Source organism: Veillonella dispar, assembly GCF_937975875.1.
GTDB classification, from domain to species: domain Bacteria; phylum Bacillota; class Negativicutes; order Veillonellales; family Veillonellaceae; genus Veillonella; species Veillonella dispar_B.
This window is the reverse complement of record NZ_CALJSP010000020.1, coordinates 1-21,048: the sequence shown is the minus strand read 5'-3', so window position 1 is coordinate 21,048 and position 21,048 is coordinate 1. Positions and strand designations below refer to the sequence as shown.

General features: G+C 39.9%; 17 protein-coding genes. 4 read left to right on the top strand and 13 right to left on the bottom strand.

Annotation, left to right across the window (positions count from 1 at the left end; genetic code table 11):
* Positions 1-201: 201 nt before the first annotated feature.
* The 4 genes from Q7P05_RS00850 to Q7P05_RS00835 form a co-directional block, all read right to left on the bottom strand.
* Positions 202-1,068: an RluA family pseudouridine synthase gene (locus Q7P05_RS00850; protein WP_303930076.1), complete on the bottom strand. Its 867-nt coding sequence runs from the start codon at positions 1,066-1,068 to the stop codon at positions 202-204.
* 1 nt (position 1,069) lies between these two features.
* Positions 1,070-2,263 (bottom strand): enhanced intracellular survival protein Eis, encoded by a 1,194-nt coding sequence (gene eis / locus Q7P05_RS00845; RefSeq protein ID WP_303930075.1) that lies wholly within the window; start codon positions 2,261-2,263, stop codon positions 1,070-1,072.
* 195 nt (positions 2,264-2,458) lie between these two features.
* Positions 2,459-3,394 carry a DUF2156 domain-containing protein gene (locus Q7P05_RS00840; protein WP_199176271.1) on the bottom strand — a complete coding sequence of 312 codons (936 nt, stop codon included), beginning with the start codon at positions 3,392-3,394 and terminating at the stop codon, positions 2,459-2,461.
* 48 nt (positions 3,395-3,442) lie between these two features.
* Positions 3,443-4,561, bottom strand: coding sequence for an efflux RND transporter periplasmic adaptor subunit (locus tag Q7P05_RS00835; RefSeq protein WP_303930074.1), 1,119 nt, complete (start codon positions 4,559-4,561; stop codon positions 3,443-3,445).
* A gap of 111 nt (positions 4,562-4,672) precedes the next feature.
* On the opposite strand from Q7P05_RS00835, the gene Q7P05_RS00830 reads away from it, so the two are divergent.
* Positions 4,673-5,524: an aldo/keto reductase gene (locus tag Q7P05_RS00830; RefSeq protein WP_303930073.1), complete on the top strand. Its 852-nt coding sequence runs from the start codon at positions 4,673-4,675 to the stop codon at positions 5,522-5,524.
* A gap of 129 nt (positions 5,525-5,653) precedes the next feature.
* On the opposite strand, the gene Q7P05_RS00825 is transcribed toward Q7P05_RS00830, so the two are convergent.
* Genes Q7P05_RS00825 through Q7P05_RS00815 form a run of 3 tightly spaced genes read right to left on the bottom strand, consistent with a single transcriptional unit; the run spans position 5,654 to position 7,917 of the window.
* On the bottom strand, positions 5,654-5,992 hold the full coding sequence (locus Q7P05_RS00825) for a branched-chain amino acid transporter permease (protein WP_303930072.1): 339 nt from the start codon (positions 5,990-5,992) through the stop codon (positions 5,654-5,656).
* The gene (locus Q7P05_RS00820; RefSeq protein ID WP_303930071.1) at positions 5,985-6,698 is read right to left on the bottom strand and encodes an AzlC family ABC transporter permease; all 714 of its coding nucleotides are present in this window, start codon (positions 6,696-6,698) and stop codon (positions 5,985-5,987) included. Before Q7P05_RS00820 ends, Q7P05_RS00825 begins: the two co-directional genes overlap by 8 nt.
* A gap of 52 nt (positions 6,699-6,750) precedes the next feature.
* The gene (locus tag Q7P05_RS00815; RefSeq protein ID WP_303930070.1) at positions 6,751-7,917 is read right to left on the bottom strand and encodes an iron-containing alcohol dehydrogenase; all 1,167 of its coding nucleotides are present in this window, start codon (positions 7,915-7,917) and stop codon (positions 6,751-6,753) included.
* Positions 7,918-8,149: 232 nt separating this feature from the next.
* Between Q7P05_RS00815 and Q7P05_RS00810 the strand changes: the two genes are divergently transcribed.
* Positions 8,150-8,968 carry a MetQ/NlpA family ABC transporter substrate-binding protein gene (locus tag Q7P05_RS00810; RefSeq protein ID WP_295825931.1) on the top strand — a complete coding sequence of 273 codons (819 nt, stop codon included), beginning with the start codon at positions 8,150-8,152 and terminating at the stop codon, positions 8,966-8,968.
* Between the two features lie 200 nt (positions 8,969-9,168).
* Here the strand turns inward: Q7P05_RS00810 and Q7P05_RS00805 are convergent, their stop codons facing one another.
* The 6 genes from Q7P05_RS00805 to Q7P05_RS00780 all read right to left on the bottom strand — a co-directional run bounded on the left by Q7P05_RS00805 (position 9,169) and on the right by Q7P05_RS00780 (position 17,020).
* Entirely contained in the window at positions 9,169-9,984 is an 816-nt protein-coding gene (locus tag Q7P05_RS00805; protein WP_303930068.1) for a nitroreductase family protein, read from the bottom strand.
* A gap of 611 nt (positions 9,985-10,595) precedes the next feature.
* Complete coding sequence (locus tag Q7P05_RS00800; RefSeq protein ID WP_295826146.1) at positions 10,596-12,149, bottom strand: nitrite/sulfite reductase; 1,554 nt, start codon at positions 12,147-12,149, stop codon at positions 10,596-10,598.
* A gap of 280 nt (positions 12,150-12,429) precedes the next feature.
* Positions 12,430-13,821, bottom strand: coding sequence for a cation:dicarboxylate symporter family transporter (locus Q7P05_RS00795; protein ID WP_303930065.1), 1,392 nt, complete (start codon positions 13,819-13,821; stop codon positions 12,430-12,432).
* Between the two features lie 275 nt (positions 13,822-14,096).
* Positions 14,097-14,825 carry a lactate utilization protein C gene (locus tag Q7P05_RS00790; RefSeq protein ID WP_119207370.1) on the bottom strand — a complete coding sequence of 243 codons (729 nt, stop codon included), beginning with the start codon at positions 14,823-14,825 and terminating at the stop codon, positions 14,097-14,099.
* Positions 14,825-16,270 (bottom strand): LutB/LldF family L-lactate oxidation iron-sulfur protein, encoded by a 1,446-nt coding sequence (locus tag Q7P05_RS00785; protein WP_298632182.1) that lies wholly within the window; start codon positions 16,268-16,270, stop codon positions 14,825-14,827. The genes Q7P05_RS00790 and Q7P05_RS00785 overlap by 1 nt, the downstream gene beginning before the upstream one ends.
* A 12-nt stretch (positions 16,271-16,282) precedes the next feature.
* The gene (locus Q7P05_RS00780) at positions 16,283-17,020 is read right to left on the bottom strand and encodes a (Fe-S)-binding protein (RefSeq protein ID WP_303930061.1); all 738 of its coding nucleotides are present in this window, start codon (positions 17,018-17,020) and stop codon (positions 16,283-16,285) included.
* A gap of 525 nt (positions 17,021-17,545) precedes the next feature.
* Between Q7P05_RS00780 and Q7P05_RS00775 the strand changes: the two genes are divergently transcribed.
* Both Q7P05_RS00775 and Q7P05_RS00770 read left to right on the top strand, forming a co-directional pair.
* On the top strand, positions 17,546-19,357 hold the full coding sequence (locus Q7P05_RS00775) for an S-layer homology domain-containing protein (RefSeq protein ID WP_303930059.1): 1,812 nt from the start codon (positions 17,546-17,548) through the stop codon (positions 19,355-19,357).
* Between the two features lie 178 nt (positions 19,358-19,535).
* Positions 19,536-20,912: an S-layer homology domain-containing protein gene (locus Q7P05_RS00770; RefSeq protein WP_295867247.1), complete on the top strand. Its 1,377-nt coding sequence runs from the start codon at positions 19,536-19,538 to the stop codon at positions 20,910-20,912.
* Positions 20,913-21,048 lie beyond the last annotated feature (136 nt).

Sequence of the window (21,048 nt, the reverse complement as noted above, 5' to 3'; positions counted from 1 at the left end):
ATAGAATTTTATGTCTATACACAGTATACTCCTGTCCACTGTGAATTGAAAATATAAAAAAAACATAGTCTATGCTTTTCATGCATAGACTATGAGTTTTTATCAATATTGTTTTTTTGTATACAAGGATACAGGGAAAATAAGCATCTCGTCCGATAGATATGATGGACTTATTATTTAGAGTAGTAAAATCTACAGTTATTATTCTCGACCAAAATTATCCCCTACTTCACAGGTAACCGTAATAGCTTCGTCCTTACCATAAGGTACAAAGGTTAGCTCTGATGCGTGCAAACATTGGCGTGTATAGGGCTTATTGCGCGTACCATACATAGCATCACCAACGATGGGATGACCAATGTGTTCCATGTGTACACGGATTTGGTGTGTTCTGCCTGTTAGTAACTTAAACTTTAGTAATGTATGATCGCCTTCGTGACCAAGAACGGTATATTCCGTTTGAGCCGGTTGACCAAATTCATCGATGACACGGCGGTTATCAAATACAGGATCCACGCCGATAGGCTCATCAACCACGCCATCTTCGTTTATAACGCCTTCTACTAAGCCCGTATAGATGCGATCGATACGCCCCGCTTGTAGTTCATCGGTGTAATATTGCTGAGCTTCCTTTGTTTTACCAAAGAGAATACAACCCGATGTATCTCGGTCAAGGCGATGTACAGGGCGCACCTTGTGCACTACACCTTTTTTCGCATAGTATCCAGCCACATAGTTACTCAATGTACCAGATTTAGTTTGCCCTGCAGGATGAACAAGCATGAATGGTGCTTTATTAACCACCAAGGTATGAGCATCTTCGTAGAGAACTGTAATTGGACCTTTTTCTACATCGACGCCATAGTCCTTATCCTGTGGTAATTCCAAAGTTAATACATCACCCTTTTTGAGGGAGCGCTGGGAATGGGCTACACGGCTATTTACTTTCACCCGTTTCTTGCGGAACATCATTTGAATATCTCGAGAGGATAATGAAAAGCGTTCCTTTACATATTTAGAGACCGTCAATTCTGTCGGTTCTTTCACTGTATACGTTTTCCAGCTCATATTACCACCATTCGTTAATATATGTTTTTTGTTCAGGATAGAGAATATCGAAGAATTCTAGCCATTCCTCATTAGCTGAAAGTTTACCTTCAAAAGCAAGATCACGAGCGGTTAATGTGCCCATTAAGAGTTGGCTCAAAGCACCGACTTCAACAGTAATATCTACGTCCCCATCTAATGTGTCAGACACCTTTTTAACAGTTGGTGTCAATGCGCCGCCATATTGGACTTCATAGCGTCCTTCATTCCACTCACAAAGGCTATCTTTCACACCAAAGGTCATTGTAATAGGCATCATCAAAGCCTCTGGGTTTACAGGAATGGATTCGAAGGCAGTTTTCACATCCACAATACGGCTCATCATGTACGGCATTGTGGAATGTCCGCTTTTACCATCTGGATAGAAGCGATAGTATGTATCGTGAAGGCCCTCATTCCAACGAATAGTAGTACCTTGAGAACGGTGGTTATAGAAGTAGTTCAACAATGCTCGTTGGGCACGGCGTGTAGTATAAACTAATTCGGATACTGGAATTTCTGATTGACCTAAGCGATATACCGCATAGCCTTCAATACTTCCTTCATCATTGCGCACTACAGCGATATTCACGCCTTCCGCAAAGAAGCTGCCGAGCAAGCGTTTCCATTCCTTTTCACCCCGCTCTGCATAACCAGAAAGACGGGCTGTATATGTTTTATATACAGGATCAAGCAATGTCCATTGGTCAACGCTATTAAGTAAACCAAAGCTCAAGGATTTATCAGTCATAGGGCGCAAGTCTTCAAGAGACATGGTATTTACCCATTGATGTGCATACAATTCCCAACCATATTGTTGGTAGAATGCAGCCTTGGAAGGCATCAAAATCGTCAATGCTTGACCTCGGTTACGAAGTTCTTCAAGAGAAGCCTTTAACAATGCACCACCTACGCCACCACGGCGAGCTGCTGGATGTGTTGCTACGCCAACCATATAGCTTGTAGGCAACACCGCACCACGAACATTGATATTATATTGACGCAAATGAACGGTACTCAACAATTGATCTTGTTCGAGACCAACCATTGTGTTTTCTGGTTCATAGCAATTGGTAAAGTAATATTGGAAGAATGGATCTTCCTTTGGTTCAAAGCAGTACGCCCATAGATTTTCCACATGTGGCGTATCTTGAGCCGTTGCAATTCTAAATTCCATAAGTATATCCTCGTTATAGTATAAAAACCACTTTCTATCTGTTATATCGCATCGCATCGCATCGCATCGCATCGCATCGCATCGCATCGCATCGCATCGCCATGATGATACAAAACATACAGTCAAATAGATAGGCTAACACTTCTATTATAACAAAAGGAGCTATGAAGCACATCGGCTTCATAGCTCAAATTTTTATTTACCGCCTGTCGCATTGTCTGCTTCGTTAGCATATACTGCGTCATATTTTTCAGCAAAGTGATCTGGATTGTAAGATTCTTTTGCTTGACGAAGACCAGGTAAGCCCATATCTTCTTCACGGTTGATGAATTCTACATCGCTAAATTCATGACGAATGAATTCATTATTAATGGCTTGGTACAAACCACGAATATCTGGATTTGCTTTTTCAATGTGAATCAACGCCATTTTATCATTCAACAATTCACCGATACTGAAGGCTTCAACGCGGCCAAACAATTTGATGGCGCCACCTTTAAGACCTAGAGCATCCCAGTTATCGAATAATAAGTTGATAGCTACCAATTCATCTTCGATCCCTTCTTCATGATGAGTTTCTACCCAAGATGCTGCTGTTTCGCGGCACAATGGAATGATATCTTCAGTGATTGGCATATATTCATAGTTAGAATATTGCATACGGAATTGGTTCAAATGGTTTTTCTTTTGACGGAATTTCTTACCAGACAAGTTGATAAGATCTTCAGACTTATAAATGTATTCGTAGTTATCGCGGTCAGGTGTAAATTCATAACGACCAGGACATAACTCTTCCATCCGTTCTTTTACAACTTTGCTAACACCTTTAAAGCGGAATGGCAAGTTATTTTCTACGAACCATTCTTTAGCTCGCAATAAACCATCGAGGAACTTTGCATCTTTACCGGCAAATGGAGGCAATAGGAATGGTTCACGTTTACCGCCACCTTGGATGTACAATACACCATTTTCCTCAGCCCAACGGATGCCATACGCATCTTGCCACATAAACAATGTAGTAAAGCAGTTATCAGATGCTTCGTAATGATGTTGTTCAAAATATTTATCGATTAATGGTTTATCTCTTAGTTCAAAACGTTTAAATTCTAAAATAATAATCCCTCCTATCAGATTCCTCAATTGAGGTATTCACCATTGGTGAAAGTTTAATGTTATTCATTATAATTTAACGGATTCCCCTAATTCAAAGGTTCCATCACTTGTGATTACCTTGTCACCTTCATTTAGGCCTGAAATAATGGCTACATCATCATCTTCTGTCATACCTACTTCAACGACACGTACGTCAACTGTATTATTTTCAGTCAATACATACACGTATTTACCGTCTTGGTTTTCACGAACTGCTTTACTTGGTACAGTGAGCATTTTCGCTTTTATATCTGACTCGATGATGAGCGTATAGAACTCGCCAGCCTTGATAAGGCCTTTGTCATTGTTGAAAGTAGCTTTCACAAGAACACTTGGTACATTTTCTGGCTGTGTTACATCTACATAGGTCAATTCGCCAGGTAATTCTTGGTCGCCTACCTTGAGGAGTACCTTAATCCCCTTTTTAGCGTCAGGTGTGCCTAACTTCATCGCCGCATCACGAGGAATGCTAAGGGATGCTACCATCGGTGTAGATTGTTGAATCATCATGAATGGACGATCTGCAATCGCCATTTGACGGTCTTCATTGTAAATAGCTGTTACCGTACCAGCTATAGGCGCTACAATTGTAGATGCTGCCATTTGTGCAGATACTTGAGCGATTTGAGCCTCAATAGCCGCCGTATTAGCACCACCGCCGCCACCGCCAGTTGTTACTGTCGTAGTTTGTGGCTGAGACCGCTCTACAATGCGATCATATTCTTTTTGAGTAATCATACCCGCTTCACGCATCTTTTGAGCTTGTGCTAATTGACCACTATCTACAGATGCTGCCGTCGTAGTTGTAACGGATGTCGCATAGGACTGAGCTTGCGCTTGCGCTAACTGACCTTGTAAGGATGCTAGCTGTTGCTGTAAAGCCGATGTATCTACAGTGGCCAAGACTTGACCTTGTTGTACTTGGTCGCCTACTTTCACAGCATATGCGACCTGCCCCGTCAACGTCGGCGTTACCGTCGCCTTATTAAGAGCTGTTACATTGGCATCATTATGAATCTGTAGCGGCATATCCTTGTATGTTACATCAGCAACGGATACAGTTTTCGTACCGCAACCAGCGATGGCCAAGGCCATCATCACAACACCAAGCATAGCAACTACAGAATAAATTCGTTTTAATTTCATTCTGTCACTTCCTGTCATATTGATTTTTATCAATACCTTAGTATATCATAAAATCAATTAGAATTGTATGAAAGCTAATTCCTTTAATTAATGGATATAACGGAGGTTCTCATGGAAGAACGGATGGATTTTAGAATTTTAAATAACGGTAGCTTTATTCCCTCTATCGGTTATGGCACCTACAAAACAGGTAGCGAAGGGGAAACAGAACAAGCCGTCACTAATGCATTAAACGTAGGTTATCGATTACTCGATACAGCTGCCTACTACGGCAACGAAGAGGCCGTTGGCAAAGGCATCAAAGCATCTGGCGTTAAACGTACTGACATCGTTATTACCACAAAAATTTGGCATACTGACGCGGGCTACGATAATACGATGCGTGCTGTTGAAAGCTCCTTGAAAAAATTAGACACTAATTATATCGATATTATGCTCGTACATCAACCCCTTGGCGACTATTATGGTTCTTGGCGCGCCATGGAAGAGTTATACGATCAAAACGTATTGCGTGGGTTAGGCCTATCTAACTTTTACGAAGACCGATTAATCGACTTGCTATATCACTGCAATGTGAAACCTGTGGTAAACCAAATTGAATGTCACCCGTTCAACCAACGCCAATCTCTTATCCAATTGATGAGAAAACATCAAGTAGTGGGCATGGCTTGGTCTCCATTCACTCGTGACCGCCAACCTATTTTTGACCATCCTATCATCAAAAGCTTGGCTGAAAAATACGGCGTGTCTAAACATCAAATCATCTTGCGTTGGCACATCCAACGTGGCATCATTCCATTGCCAAAGGCAAATAACGTAAGCCATATGGAGGCTAACTTTGATGTATTCGATTTCAAGCTCACAAACATCGATATGGACGTTATGGAACTATTAGACCAACAAGACTTCTTGGAAGATCACCATACAGCACCAGGTCTTGAACGACTATTACAACTTAAATAGTACATACTAACTCCTATTTGTAGTTAACATCAATTATAATACACACTACAACTATGATGACAAAGTAAATAAAACAATATATGTAAAAAACCACTTATATCTAAGTTAGATAGATATAAGTGGTTTATTTTATTTCGGTACATTAAATACGGTTTGTACGAGTATCATATAAATCACTGTACCGGCAGCAATCGATATGAGCATGTTACGTTTCCATAGATGTAATCCTACCGTAACGACTAATGCTATGAGCTCAGGGATACCATAAGGATATGCTAGAACGACAGTCTCTTTAAAGGTATATACAACGAGCATGCCCATAACGGCAGCCGGCAAAGCCTTACCTAAAAAAAGTACAAAATCTGGCGCCTTTTTTCCTGGTGGAAATACGAGGAAGGCACCAAAACGAGTAAGTAATGTACCGGCCACAACAATAGCAACGGTGATGACCATTTCTGTACTAGTCAAGATGTACACCTCCCCACTTATACGCAATATAGCAGGCCACTAGCATACAGCTCATAGATAAAAGCATAAAGAGTGATTTACCTACCAATAAGAGCATAACTATGGCCATAGCTGCACCAGCTACACCAAAGGCTCTAATCTTATTACTTTTTGCATTGAGCAGCATTTCAAGGAATACCACAATAAACAGACCGGGTAATACAAAATCGATGCCCCGTAAATCTACGGTGGCCAAGAGATTGCCAAACAGACCGCCTACAAAGGTACTAAATACCCAGAACACATAGTTAAGCCAAGACACGTGGAAGTAAAACCACTTTTCATCCACATCATCCGGTAACTTAGTAGCCATATTGATGGCAAAACTTTCATCACACATCCAAGCAACCGTAGGAAACCATTTCCAGCCCATATGTACATACCGTTGTAGTGCAGATAGTCCATAAAAGAAATGGCGTCCATTAACGAACATGGTCAGTATAAACGCATTAATCGGATCAAATTCGGCCATCAACATGCCAATCGTCACAAACTCCATGGATCCTGCAAAAATGGTAGCCGCTAAAACCGGCGCCGTCCACCAAGGGAACCCTTGGCTCGTTGCATATAAACCAAATCCTAAACCTATGAAAAAGAAGCTAATGCCCATAGGAACCATAATAGGAAATGCAAAGGAAAATGCACTTCGATGTTTTATTTCATTCATAGGGCTTGCCTCCCTTCCACATCATATACATTTAAAGTGTTAATGTCATTTATTATAAAGCACGCATTAAAATTTCGCGAGCTACTTCTGGTGTTACGTCACCTTTTTCACCAAGTCGTGTCATACCATGGTCTTCTAATTGTTTCACAATTTTATCAACTGCCTCAACGCCAAGACCATAATCTTTCAAATGGGTAAATACGCCAAGGGACTCGAAGAATTCACGAGTTTTTGCAATAGCCTTATCCGCTTTCTCTTCCTTTGCACCTTCTGTAATATGCCATACACGTGTAGCATATTGGGCCAATTTATCAAGCTTATCGGCTTTTTTCACCTCTAACAACGCAGGCAATACAATAGCCAATGTGATGCCGTGGTCAAGATGGTAAGCCGCCGTTAACTCATGACCGATAAGATGTGTTGCCCAGTCTTGTGGCACGCCGGCACCGATCAAGCCGTTTAATGCCAAGGTAGAAGCCCACACGTGGTTAGCACGAATGTCGTAGTTTTCTGGATTTTCTACTGTTTCTTTGCCGATTTCAATCATAGTTTTCAAAATACCTTCACTAAAACGATCTTGAATACGGCCGTCTACAGGATATGTTAAATATTGCTCTGTGGTATGCACGAATGTATCGATAACGCCATTCTTAACTTGTTTTTCTGGCAATGTGAAAGTCAATGTTGGATCGAGCATGGAGAACTTAGGGAATACTAAGCTACTGAACACAGGGAACTTACCATCACCATAGGTAATAACAGCACCATTATTCATTTCAGAACCTGTGGCAGGTAGTGTCATAACGGTACCAAATGGTAATGGATTTGGTACCATTTCCACTGGAACCTCTGGTAGGCCAGCTTTCATAACATCAATAACAGGGCCATCATAAGTAGCACCCATAACGATGAGCTTTGTAGCGTCCACTACGGAACCACCACCTACGGCAAGGACGAAATCTACGCCATGTTCTTTAATGAAAGCAACGGCACGTTCACAAGTTTCAAGAGATGGATTTGGCTCAATACCGCCAAACTGTTCTACCTTGCGACTGCCAAGAGCTGCAACAATGCGGTCAATAAGACCACTGCGCACTGCAGAGCCACCACCATACGTAATGAGCACCTTTGCATCCTTTGGCACTAATGCATTTAATTCGCTCAAGCGATCTTTACCGAATACAATATGTGTAGGGTTATAAAAATCAAAGTTAAACATAGTGACCTCCTATGTATATCATATAAAACCTATAAGTCTAATTGTACGAAATTTATATCTATTATATCATTTTTTCGATATTCTTAGATATGCTACACCCCTTATCATCAGCGAGCTCATAAAAGCCATAGCTTTAATCTATAGCTAACCGATATCTTTTGCTCTATATACAAAATCCCATTCACATGATAGGATATATACATTATATGTATAAGTAGAAAGGGATGTTCACATGAAATTAAAAAAATTTATTGCCCCTCTTCTCGTTGGCGTTCTAGCATTCGCCATCGCAGGTTGCGGCACAGATACAAATCAATCTAGCCAAGCACCAAAAGAAATTAAAATCGGTGCTACTGCAGGTCCTCACGCTCAAGTAGCTGAAGCAGTTGCAAAAGAAGCTAAAAAACAAGGTATCGACCTTAAAGTTGTAGAGTTCTCCGATTATGTAACACCAGATAAAGCTCTTGCTGATGGCGACATTCAATTGAATGCGTACCAACACGTGCCATTTATGGAAAACTTTAACAAACAAAATGGTTCCAACTTAGTAGCAATCGGTAAAACCCTTTTAGTGCGTATGGGATTATATAGTAATAGTGTACATAGCGTACAAGATGTACCTGAAGGCGCTACGGTTTCTATTCCAAATGACCCTACTAATGGTGGTCGTGCATTAGTATTATTAGCTAAAGCTGGATTAATTACGTTAAAAGATGGTGTCGGCTTCAAAGCAACTGTTGCAGATATCACATCTAACCCGAAAAATATAAAGATTCAAGAATTAGAAGCAGCTCAATTACCTCGTAGTCTAGATGATGTAACAATTGCAGTTATTCCAATGAATTATGTACAAAGTGCTGGCCTTAGTGTAGAAAAACAAGGCTTCTTCTTCGAATCAAAAGATGAACCACTAACAGTCATCGTACTTGCGGTACGTAGTGAAGACAAAGACAACGAAACTTACAAAAAAATTGCAGACATTTACAAATCTGATGCAATTAAACAATTCATCAACGATACTTTCAAAGGTAGCATTACAACTGCAAACTAACCAAAAGACCGACCTCAATACGAGGCCGGTCTTTTTGATAAACAATCTTTTATAGATCTATAAATACGACTATCACCTTAACAAATGTAGTAACTACAGTAAAATATGTATAATGCCAAAAAGCGATACCCTAACTATTTAGAGTATCGCTTTTATTTTATTCTTTAGTATCAATCACTATTATTAGTAATCAATCACTACTATTCTTCAGTATCGAATGTTACGTCCAATGGTTGGCGTTCCACGATGTTACGGTAACGAACCTTTGGATAGCCCATCAAGATACCACCAGCAATGATTTTATCCTCTGGTACACCTAATAGTTCCAATAGTGGTTTATACTCTGCTTCGCCTGCATGTTCAAAGAAGCCAGCCCAACAAGTGCCTAAACCTAATGTTGGTGCATACAACTCTGCATAAGACAAGCAGGAATGCCCGCTATCGTGAGTACGGTGAATATCTTTTTTAGAACCGATGGCCACTACTAACGCAGGCGCATCGCGCAAGATGTATTCCTTACCCTTATCGACCTCAGCTTGTGCTGCACGAGCATAAAGACGCATAATCGGCACAGTTTTCGCAGCCAAATGCATCCACTCAAGAACGAGATCTGCAATGCGACGCAACTTTTGTTTGTCCCGAATAACAATATAGGAAATACCTTGTGTATTTGTTGCTGTTGGAGCCATTCTTGCAACGTTTAAGACCTTGCGAATAAGCTCAGCAGGAACTGGTTTATTTTGATAATTACGAATAGAGCGACGTCTGCGCAAGAATAACTCAGCTTGCTCTGGCGTTAATTTTTGTTCTTTTGTGATATCGATTTGCTCTTTACGTGGTGTCATATCACTATCAAGAGCAAGCGTTGGGCATACGGAAATACAATGCCCACAGGAGATACAACCTCCCTTGCCAGTTACAGGCCCATTTTCGGACATCACTAGCAAGCCTGTTGGACAGTCAGCTACGCAAAGGCCGCATCGTGTACAGACTTCTGTATTGACGGTAAATAACATCTGATAAATCCTCCAAACACTACTATAAAGCCTATTATAACACAATCAATCAAGGGTTATCTAGGCAACATATGCTTTTCAAGGTTATTCTCCCTATTTTGATGGGGCCCTATTTCATTTCTACAACCTAGTTAAAAAAGTACAAATATACTTGCTTGCTCCGTCCTTCGCAAAGTCGCTGCACAAGTATATTTGTACTTTTTTATAACTATATTCATAAAGGCGTCCCATCAAAATAGAACTACACACATAAAACACATAATACCTAGATAACCTGATTGATCTATATAAAAAGGCTTTAGACTAATGGCGCCACGCCCACCATGTGTGAAAAAATAGCCTGCAACTAGGATTTAGAGTAGTGGCGCTATGCCCATCGTAGGGGAAGGACTAGCCTGCGGCTAGTCTCTCCCTTTCCCCATCATATAAAAGCATTTGAGTAAAGATCAGATGTAGCTTGTGATGGGACTAGTTAATAGCAGACGCTCAAATAATAAAAAGAGGTCCCTATGCAGCGACTTTGCGAAGAACGGAGCAAAGAGGGACCTCTTTTTATTATTTATTGAGTTGTCGCAATCTAACGGGGCCCCATCACAAGCGGAAAAGGAAATTTACTCAAATGCTTTTATAAGTTCCATGTATTCCGCTTTGTGTGTCATTCTCCATGTACCAAAGTCTGGTTCTGGGGATTGGTTTAGGATGTTTGCCAAGGCTTCCAAGAATTCTGGGATTTTTGTGGCTACGATATTACCTGCCATTTTACCGAAGTTTTCGGAGCCCATGTGTTCGGAACCACCGTCTACGAGGATAAAGGCTACGGTAGGTTTCTTGTCTACTAATTTTACAGCTCCGTGGAAACCAATTTCACCGATTTGGTGTGTACCACAGGAGTGTGGACAGCCCGAGATGTGTAAACGAGGGAGTTTACTTGTATCTACACCTTTTTCTTCAAGGTGTCCGAAGATATCTTTCAATAGGCCATTGGAGTCTTGCATACCAATTTGACATACTGTGGAGCCTACGCAGGATACGGAACGACGGAAATCATTTCCCGCACTGTCGTCTGTTAACTCTGCGATTTTACGAGCCTCATCAGCAGTAAGGTTGATGAAGAACAATGCTTGGTCTGGCGCAATACGCGCTTCTACTTGATCAAGTGTTACAGCATAATCAAGAGCAGCCAATAGGTGTTCTACATTAGCATCGCCACCTGCCGGATGGTATTCTACGTAGTATAAACCTTCTTGTTTTTGACGGTGAATACGATCGTTTTCCACCGAATTATCACGCTTACCAGTTTTTGTAATTTCATAAGCATAGTCAGCTGGATTAATGGTTAATTGTTCCACTTCTTTCACCATCGCCAATGTTTCTTCATAGGTCTTGATGAAAGCTTCAGCTCCACCCATTTCCGCAGGCATATAGCGAGTACGAGCCTTGCCACGGTTTTTGAAATTTCCATGGTTAGCAAAGACCATAAGCATAGCTTTCACATGGTATAAAACATCCTCAGGCGCCACATCGTGCGCTACAGGAATACCAATACGAGGATTTGGGCCAATACCACCACAAGCGTATACATCAAAGGTATTGTGTTTCGTTAAATTGAAACCAAGGTCCTTGAACGTAGCATGCGGCGTACTATCAAAGCCATTATCGATACCCATTTTAAATTTGCGAGGGATTTTGATATAGAACATTTGCTCTAGAAGAAACTCGCTAATAGCCGTTGCATATGGCGTAATATCTAAGGTTTCACGAGGATCAATACCGCGCAAAATACTAGCTACCACATTTGGATTGTCACCACCAGCACCGCGGTTATAGATACCGTGATCATAACATTCTTTATATAGATTTAGAATTGTATCACCATCGAGGCCATGCATTTGCAAACATTGGCCAGTAGTGAAATGTACGTGCTGCAAATTATATTTGCGAATAGAGTCCGCTAAAAACTGCATGTGCTCGCGTGTCATGCGCCCACCGTTGAAGCGCCAACGGCTCATACCGGAGTTAGCACCGCGCTCAGCGTAACTACCATAGGCACCGGATTGCCCTTTATAGTCTGCAATAGACATTTCTTTCTTATAGAACTTATGCGTCATATCTTCAAACTTTGGATAATCTGCAATTAATCGATCTTTCAACTCTTGTGTAATCATATTAGTACCCTCTTGGCTTATATTTATTAAGCATAATACAGAACTTTTCATAGGCTAGTATACCATACACGCATACGTATGTTAGTAGCCAAGCTCACAATTTTAATATCAATTACAAATAATATGCTTTACAATCTGTAATAATAATTACTTTTAATAAGAGTCAAATCAGTATGGAGTAAATTTTAAAATAAAAAAGAACAGTCCGAAGACTGTTCTTTTCATATGATTAGTTCTGATTTTAATGACTATATTATAACGTCAATGTTTAGTACGAGAATTATACTCGACCTTCATTAGGGTTGTTATATGCGTCTTTATCGATAGTACCCATAATTTTATCTACTACGAGAGCATTTGTTAAGGAACCAGATACGTTCAAGCATGTACGACCCATGTCGATCAATGGATCGATAGCAAGAATTGGGCTGATGGATGTGAAGTACGCACCAAGACCTGTACCACTAAGGGATACAGATGCAGCCATTGTAGCTGTACCAGGAACACCTGCGATACCAACAGAACCGATAGCGATAACGATAACGCTCATAATGTACATAGTCAAATCAAATGGGATACCCGCTACGTTAGAGATATACACAACAACAAGTGCTGGGAATACGCCGGCACAACCTTGCATGCCTGCAGTAGTACCGAAGGATGCTACTGTATTTGCTGTTGTAGCATTTACGCCAAGACGTTTTGTCAATGTTTCAACAGTTAAAGGCAATACGCCCATAGAGGAACGGGATGTGAAAGCTAACAAGAGTGGAGCTTTTGCTTTTTTGAAGTATGTAATTGGGTTGTAACCGAAGCTAGCAATCAAGATAGCTTGAACAACGAACATAACCAAAAGGCCAACGTAAATCAATACTACGAATAGACCCATGTCTAAGATAGCTTGCAAGCCACGTGTTGCCAATGTAGATGCCAATAAAGCAACTACGCCGTATGGCATAAGACCGATAATGAAATCTGCAACCCAAGAGATTAATTGGTGAAGTTCATCAAATAGCTTAGTGAAGATTTCCATGCTATTTGTGCCTGTTTTCTTCAACAAACGAGCAACACTACCCAAGATGATAGCAAATACTACGATGCCGATAACATTTGTTTCGGCTGCAGCTTGAATTGGGTTACTTGGAATCAAGGCACGGAATGTATCAACCATCGGTTTGATTTCACGAATCTTTTTACCAGATTCAACAATATCAAAGCCTTGACCTAAACCGAAAGCATTACCCAAGATAAGGCCAACGATAGCAGCAACAGCTACCATGCCAAGATTTGTAGAAACCATGGCAACTACTAATTTCTTAAGATTCGCACCTGCTTCCATATGCAAGATAACATGTACAATGGAGATAAATACAATAGGAATAACAAGCATGCGGATCAAATCAATAAAGCCACCACCCACAAGGGAGAACCACTTTGTACTTTCCTTGATGTAAACCACTTTAGAAGGATCATCTGGGAAACCTGCAATAATTTGAATAGCAATACCGAGTACGGCACCAACAATAGTGCCAATAATAACGAGATTACCAAAGGATGTACCCTTGCGTTGCAAAGCATAAATACCGATTAACGCGAGCACAAACACTGCGATAATACCAATACTTAATGGATTGCTTAGCATGAGGTAATCTGTAAAGAATGGAATATTCATAATACACCTCTTTTAATTCATATCACAATAATAGGTTATGAACTCAGTATATCATATATCGAAAAATTTACAAGTAAAATAATTTAAATTATATAAGTTTTTCTATGCGGATTCTGCAAGTTTTATAAATATGTTAATCTCCATTGATATACCGATACCTCTGCCTTTTCAAGATACCCTATATCACAGCAGAAAGTTACGCATATAAAAAGGTGACCTTCCATAGGAAGGTCACCTTTAAATGTATTTAGTTATAACACTACCTAATTATAGGATTATCTGTTAACTAGAACGTAAGTTACTTGGATAGGACCATGAGCACCATCTACAGTAACCAACTCAATATCAGCTGTACGGGATGGACCAGAAATCAAGCAGATATTTGTAGGGAAGTTGGACGGATCGTTGTGATAACGTTCAGCCAAATGTTCCATAGTTTGAGTCATACGTGGATTGATTGTATCAGTGTACAATACAGCGATATGTGTAGTAGGCAACAAGCTAATAGCACGGCCAGATTCTTCACCAGACGCTTGTACTACAGTAGCAGTTTCAGCAATACCGCAATATGGGAATGTAATACCGATATCTGCATTAGCAGTGTTGGAGATACATTCTTCACGGCCTTTGGCTGGATCCCATTGGAAGTATGTACGAATGCCGCCATTATTAGCTGCATCTTGCTCGAATAATTCTTTTAATTTATATTCGTCTACTTCTGGAGTGCTTGGGAATACAACTTTACCGTTACCCCAGTCTTCAATAGCTGCCAAAATTGTTTCACCTAATTTATCAGGTGTAGTTTCAACGAATTTTGTACCAACACGTTGACATTGTTCCTTAAACATTGTCAAAATTTGATCTTTATTCAAATCTTTGAACATAGTTTCTTGAGGACCATGGCTGTAATCAAAACCCTCTACGAATGCAGGGCACATTTCTTGATCACGGCCTAATGCACGAGATAAACGTGCAATAAATTGTTTACGTTTAGCTTCATCCATTATTTTTTCTCCTTCTTCTTGTTCTTTTCATGTTCAGCATATAAGTCACGGAATTTTTTGAACTTCAATGTACCCATTTCTTTGGATTTAGTCCAGCCGTTCATAACTGGAACAGCTTGAGTCCATGTAGGCATATTGCCTTCTTTGTTACTAATTAAGTTCATACCGATAGCGCCAGCTTTTGTGCCAAGGTCGAATAATGTGGAGTTACCAAACATCTTAGCTGCTGCAGTGAAGATTGCTTCTTCTGCTTTTGGACGAGTTTTTTCGATGTCAGCCATAATATGACGGTGTTCCATCAATAATTCATGCAATGGAATAGCTACTGGACAGTTTTCTGTACATGCACCGCACAATGTAGACGCATATGGAAGATCGCCTGCTACTTCGTAACCTTTGAACAATGGAGTCAATACAGCACCCATTGGACCTGGATATACGGAGCCATAACCGTGACCAGAGATGTGACGGTATACAGGACAAATATTCATACATGCACCACAACGGATACAACGTAACATTTCTTGGAATGTACCACCTAAGATACCGGAACGACCGTTATCGATAATGATAATATGAGTTTCTTCAGGACCGTCTGCTTCACCAGCACGACCAGGGCCAGTCATCATGGAGAAGTAGTTGGAAATTTTAGAACCTACTGCAGAGCGGTTCAACATTTCCATCATAACGTCAAGAGCTTTGAAGTCAGGAACGATACGTTCTGTACCTAAGAAGATCAATTGAGTCTTAGGAATGGAGCTAGACATACGACCATTACCTTCGTTGGAAACGATAGTACAAGTACCGGATGCAGCTACCGCAAAGTTACAACCGTTAACACCTACGTCAGCTTTCAAGAAGCGCTCACGTACATAGCCACGTACGAAGTGAGTCATTTCTGTAGGGTTTTCAGTTCCAGTGTAACCTAATTTTTCAGCGAAAATTTCGCGGATTTTGTTACGTTCAAAGTGAAGGCCTGGTACAACGATATGAGATGGTGGGCTCACTGCTGTTTGCAAAATGAATTCAGCCAAGTCAGTTTCGTTTACTTCGATACCAGCTTCTTCAAGAACTTCGTTCAAACCAATTTCTTCAGTTAAGATAGTTTTGGATTTAACGATCATTTTAGCTTCGCGTTCACGAAGGATATCTAAAGCGATTTGAGTCGCTTCTTTATCGTCGAATGCAAAGTGAACTTTAGAACCAGCTTTTTCAGCGTTTTCAGCAAATTGGTTTACATAGTAATCCAAATTATTAAGCACGTGATCACGAAGTTTAGCTGCTTCTGCGCGGAAATCTAACCATTCAGGAACGTCCGCAACTACTGTATTACGTTTATCATAAAACACGTCTTGTGCTTTTTTGATAGCTGCAACTTTGAAATCGTCAGCCAAACATTCTTTTATACGTGTTTTATAGGGGCGATTGTCATATATAAGTGCCATGTCGTCTCCTCCTTAACGGCAGTTTAAGATTTCAGCAATATGCATTACTTTGATACGGCGATCGATTTCGCCTTCTTTATGAAGACGATCAAGCATACCAGCGATGTTCATCAAGCACGCTTGGTCAGAACCAGAAATTACGTTGGCACCTGTGCCAGCAATTTCCAATGCTTTTTCGCGTGTCATAACTTCACTAATTTCAGGGTTCTTAACGGAGAATGTACCGCCGAAACCACAGCAACGGTCTGCACGTGGTAATTCAATCAAGTTAATATCTTTAACATTTCTAAGGAGTTTGAATGGAGGTTCTTTAACACCCATCAAACGAGTAACGTGGCAAGATGTATGATATGTAACGGATTCGTTGAAACGAGCCCCTACATCTTCAACACCTAATACATCAGTAATGAATTCAGTGAATTCATAAATTTTACCGCTCAATTTTTCTGCGCGTTTTTGCCATTCAGGTTGACCTTCCAAGAAATGTTGGTATTCGTCACGAATAGCAAATGCACAAGAGCCGGACATGCTGACTACATATTCAGCGTTCTCGAAGCATTCGATTGTATTCTTAATGGCATCCATAGCTGCTTCGTTGTAACCAGAGTTAGTGAACATTTGGCCACAACATACTTGTTTCTTAGGAACTACGAGCTCGCAACCTAATCTTTCAAGTACTTCTACACCAGCCATACCTACATGTGGGTAGAACATGTCAATCAAACACTGTTGGAAAAGATGAATTTTCATATTATCGTCCTCGTCTTTTCTAGTACTTAACCTAATAAAAAATTTTGATATGTATGTGTTATGGCAAGAATTCTAGTGAAAGTTTTTCAATAATTTTCTGCCCGAAACATTACTTATGCTTTCAAATAAATATTCAAAAGCTTTATCGATATAATTATAAATTAATCATATAGAAAATGTCCAAAGAATTGCTATATTAGTATGTACCCTTTTATTTCTCATATCGTTATGACTTTTTGTAATAACAAACATTGCATTTTATCACAAACACCTACTTATTTATAAATTATTCTTGTAAAAGTCCCTTAAATTCTAGATTTTGGGAATGTTTATCATTTCGCATTTTCCAATGGCTCTCATATCGTTATTTACCTATAATTCATTGAATATTTATATAAATAGCCTTTAAATTTCAAATTCATGTAATTTTTATCCTTATATATTACATTTTCTTATAGTAGTGTATAAATTTAAAAAGTGTTATAATTTATTTTATATAAGTATAGTTTGAAAGGAGCCTTTTCAATGAAACTAAATAAATTATCTTTATCCTTGGCAATTACATTGGCCCTCGGTTCCACATTCGGCATGGCTCACGCCGAAACAACTGCGGCGCACGCAAAAGCCGAAGTATCTAATGTTGCTACAAAAACTGATACTGCAGCTAAATCTGATGTAAAACGTGTAGATACATCTGTAAAAAATGACGCTAAACGCGTTGATACTTCCGTAAAAAACGATGCTAAACATGCAACTACAGTTGTAAAACATGATACTAAGCATGCTGATGCATCCGTTAAACACGATGCAAAACATGTTGATACATCTGCTAAAAATGATGCTAACCATGCAACTACAGTTGTAAAACACGATACTAAACATGCTGATGCATCCGTTAAAAGCGATGCAAAACATGTTGATGCATCTGCAAAAAATGACGCTAAACGCGTAGATACTTCCATAAAAAACGACGCTAAACGCGTTGATACAGCTGTAAAAAACGATGTCAAAGAAGATGCTGCTAAAGTAGAAGGTAAAAAAGCTGTAAAAGCTAAAGAAAACTTACCTGCTGGCGTATATCCTGACACTAAAGATAACTGGGCTCGCGACGCTATCCAAGCAATGACACAAGCTGGTTACCTTTCTGGTTACGCAGATAACACATTCAAACCTGGTGCTCAAATCACTCGTGAACAAGCAGCTGCTATTTACGGCAAAGTATTACAACATAACTTAAATGAACAAGAATTAGCTGATATCGTAACAAAAGAATCCGCTACTTCCTACTCTGACGTAGAAGCAGATCGTTGGTCCAGCTCCGCTATCAAATTGGTAAGCGCTGCAGGCGTAATGGAAGGCACATCTAAAACAGCTTTCACACCTAGCAAAACTATGGACCGCGAACAATTCGTTGCTTCCGCAGCTAGTCTAGCAAAAAAGTTAAACCTTTCTACACCTGTAAAAACAGAAAAGGTTACTTTCAAAGACGAAGCTAGCATTTCCTCTGCTTACTTGGCAGACATCCAATACATGGCACAACGTGGCATTGTAGCATCTGGCGCAACAGAAAACTTTAACCCTAAACAACCTGTAACAAGAGCACAAGCGGCTACAATTTTGAACCGCATGCTTAACGGTGCTGGTCTTGCAACACCAAAACATACTACAACTGAAGCAAAAGCTGAAACAGCTGTAAAAGAAGATGTAAAAAAAGCTGATACAGCAGAAAAAGATGCATCTAAAGTAAGTAAAGACACTAAAAAAGATGTAGCTAAAGCCGACAAAACAGTAAAAAATGATGCCAAAAAAGCTGAAAAAGATGTAAAAGGCAACAAAAATGCTGCAGTAGCTCAAAAAACTGAACCTACTCGCACAGTTCGCCCTGTTCGTCGTAGCGCTTTAAAAGCACTTGATCAAAAACAACAAGCTGCATTGGAAGACAAAGTATTCTCTGAATTGAATAAAACATACAAAACAGAAGATGCTTTCCAAGATTACGGTGTAATGTACTGGCGCGACAATCAATTGCACGTAGCATTGAAAACAGATAGCGATATCTCCACAGTAAAAGCTAACCTTGCTGCACGTGGTGATTCCACTGTAAACAACTATGTTGTAGTTGAACCATCCCAATACAGCCAAACTGAATACGATGCAATTGATGCGAACTTCCGCAACTACTACAACAAAAACGAAAAAGCTGGTACAATCCTAGCTACATTCCCTGATGTAGAAAACAACCAACTTTACGCTGTTGTAACAACTGCATCTAAAGAAACACAACAAGGAATCTCTAAATTATTCGGTTCCAAAGTAAAAATGACAGTAAAACGCTAATCGGCGTTCACTCAACTAGCCAAGGCAGCGTATACGTTTAGTATTACGCTGCTTTGTTTATATCACTATGCATGCCTTATAATTCACTATATAATGAATATAGATTTTATTGTTGGTGAAAGTTTATATTCTTCGGCTATAGAACGTTAGCCGTTTACCATATTTAGGAAGGATTTTTATGTACAAGAATACCCCTTATGCATTACGTGCCCTTGTTTTAGGCACACTATTAGCTACAACAGGCCTCGGTTTTGTTTCCGCTAATACTACAACTCATGCTACTACAGTAGCCTCCACAAAGGTTGAAGCATCTACAGTAGACAACACAAAAGCAGTTACACCAAAAACTGATGTTTCCAACGTAGAACCAACTAATGCAGAGTCTCCTAAATTTGATGCTGCTAAAACTGCCACACCTGTAGTTGTAAATACATCTATTGGTACGCCTCAAGATATTCAAAAAATCCGTGCTCACATCTTCTCTGATGTACCTAGCGATTTCTGGGCTGCCAATTCTATCAGTACTGTAACAAAAGCAAATCTTATGAAAGGTTATTCTGACGGTACATTCCGACCTAATCAACCTATGACTCGTGAAGAAGTAGCTGCTCTCTTCAACAACATCACAGATGATGGTACAGCAGCCTTCTTATCTAGCAAATTTAAAGATATTACATCCGATCGCTGGTCTGCTCTTGCTATCGAATCTGTAGCGCGTAAAAATATCATCAGCGGTTATGGTGACAACACATATAAACCTGAAAAATATATGTCTCGCCAAGAATTTGCTGTAGTAGCAGACAACTACATTCACTACTTAGGATACACAACAGAAGATCCAACAGCACTTGATAGTATTGCTTATGGAGACCAAAAATTCGTAGCTCCTTGGGCTCAAGATGCAGTTCGTGAACTTGCATACCTTGGCTTCACAAACTACGCTCCTGGCACATTATTCAACCCTGAAAAATATGTAACTCGTGCTGAGGCAGCTGAAATTGCATACCGCATGACACAAACGGAACAAGCCCTTGCGTTCCACAACACATTGTTCAAACAACAAGTGGAAAATAAGACAGCTAATATCATTAGCAAAGCTTTAAGCTATGACAATGACTTCACAAAATTCCGTCAAGATGGTGCCCTTTTCTGGGAAGCAGGACAATTACATGCATCCTTAATAGATCAAAAGAAAGCCGACCTCGTCACTAACGCTATCGCACAAGCTCACGATCCACAGTTAGATAGAGCTGTAGTTGTATCAAAAGGTAAATTAACACAAGAACAACTAGAGGATTATCAATCCGATGCTATCTCCCTTTATCAAGAGAAGGAACCGAAAGGAAAAATCCTTTCCATCGCACCTAACACTGATACAAGTGCCCTTCTTATTACCGTTGATTCCATTCAAAAACCAACTCTAAAAGCATTCAAAAAGAAATTTGGCGAGAAAGTATTCTTACAACTACCACCAGAACCACTTACAAACACAAATGGAGCAATTCAGTTCCCATTGCCTCCACGCGTAAACTACTACGACACAACAAATAAATAATTAAATAATCGCAATGATAAAAAGCCGTGTAACTACACGGCTTTTTGTTTTACCCTCATTCAAAGCTAAATAGTAATCTCCGGGTTATAGGACAAAAAGTGTTGCTATTTCAGTCCCAAAGATTGGTAAATAGTCG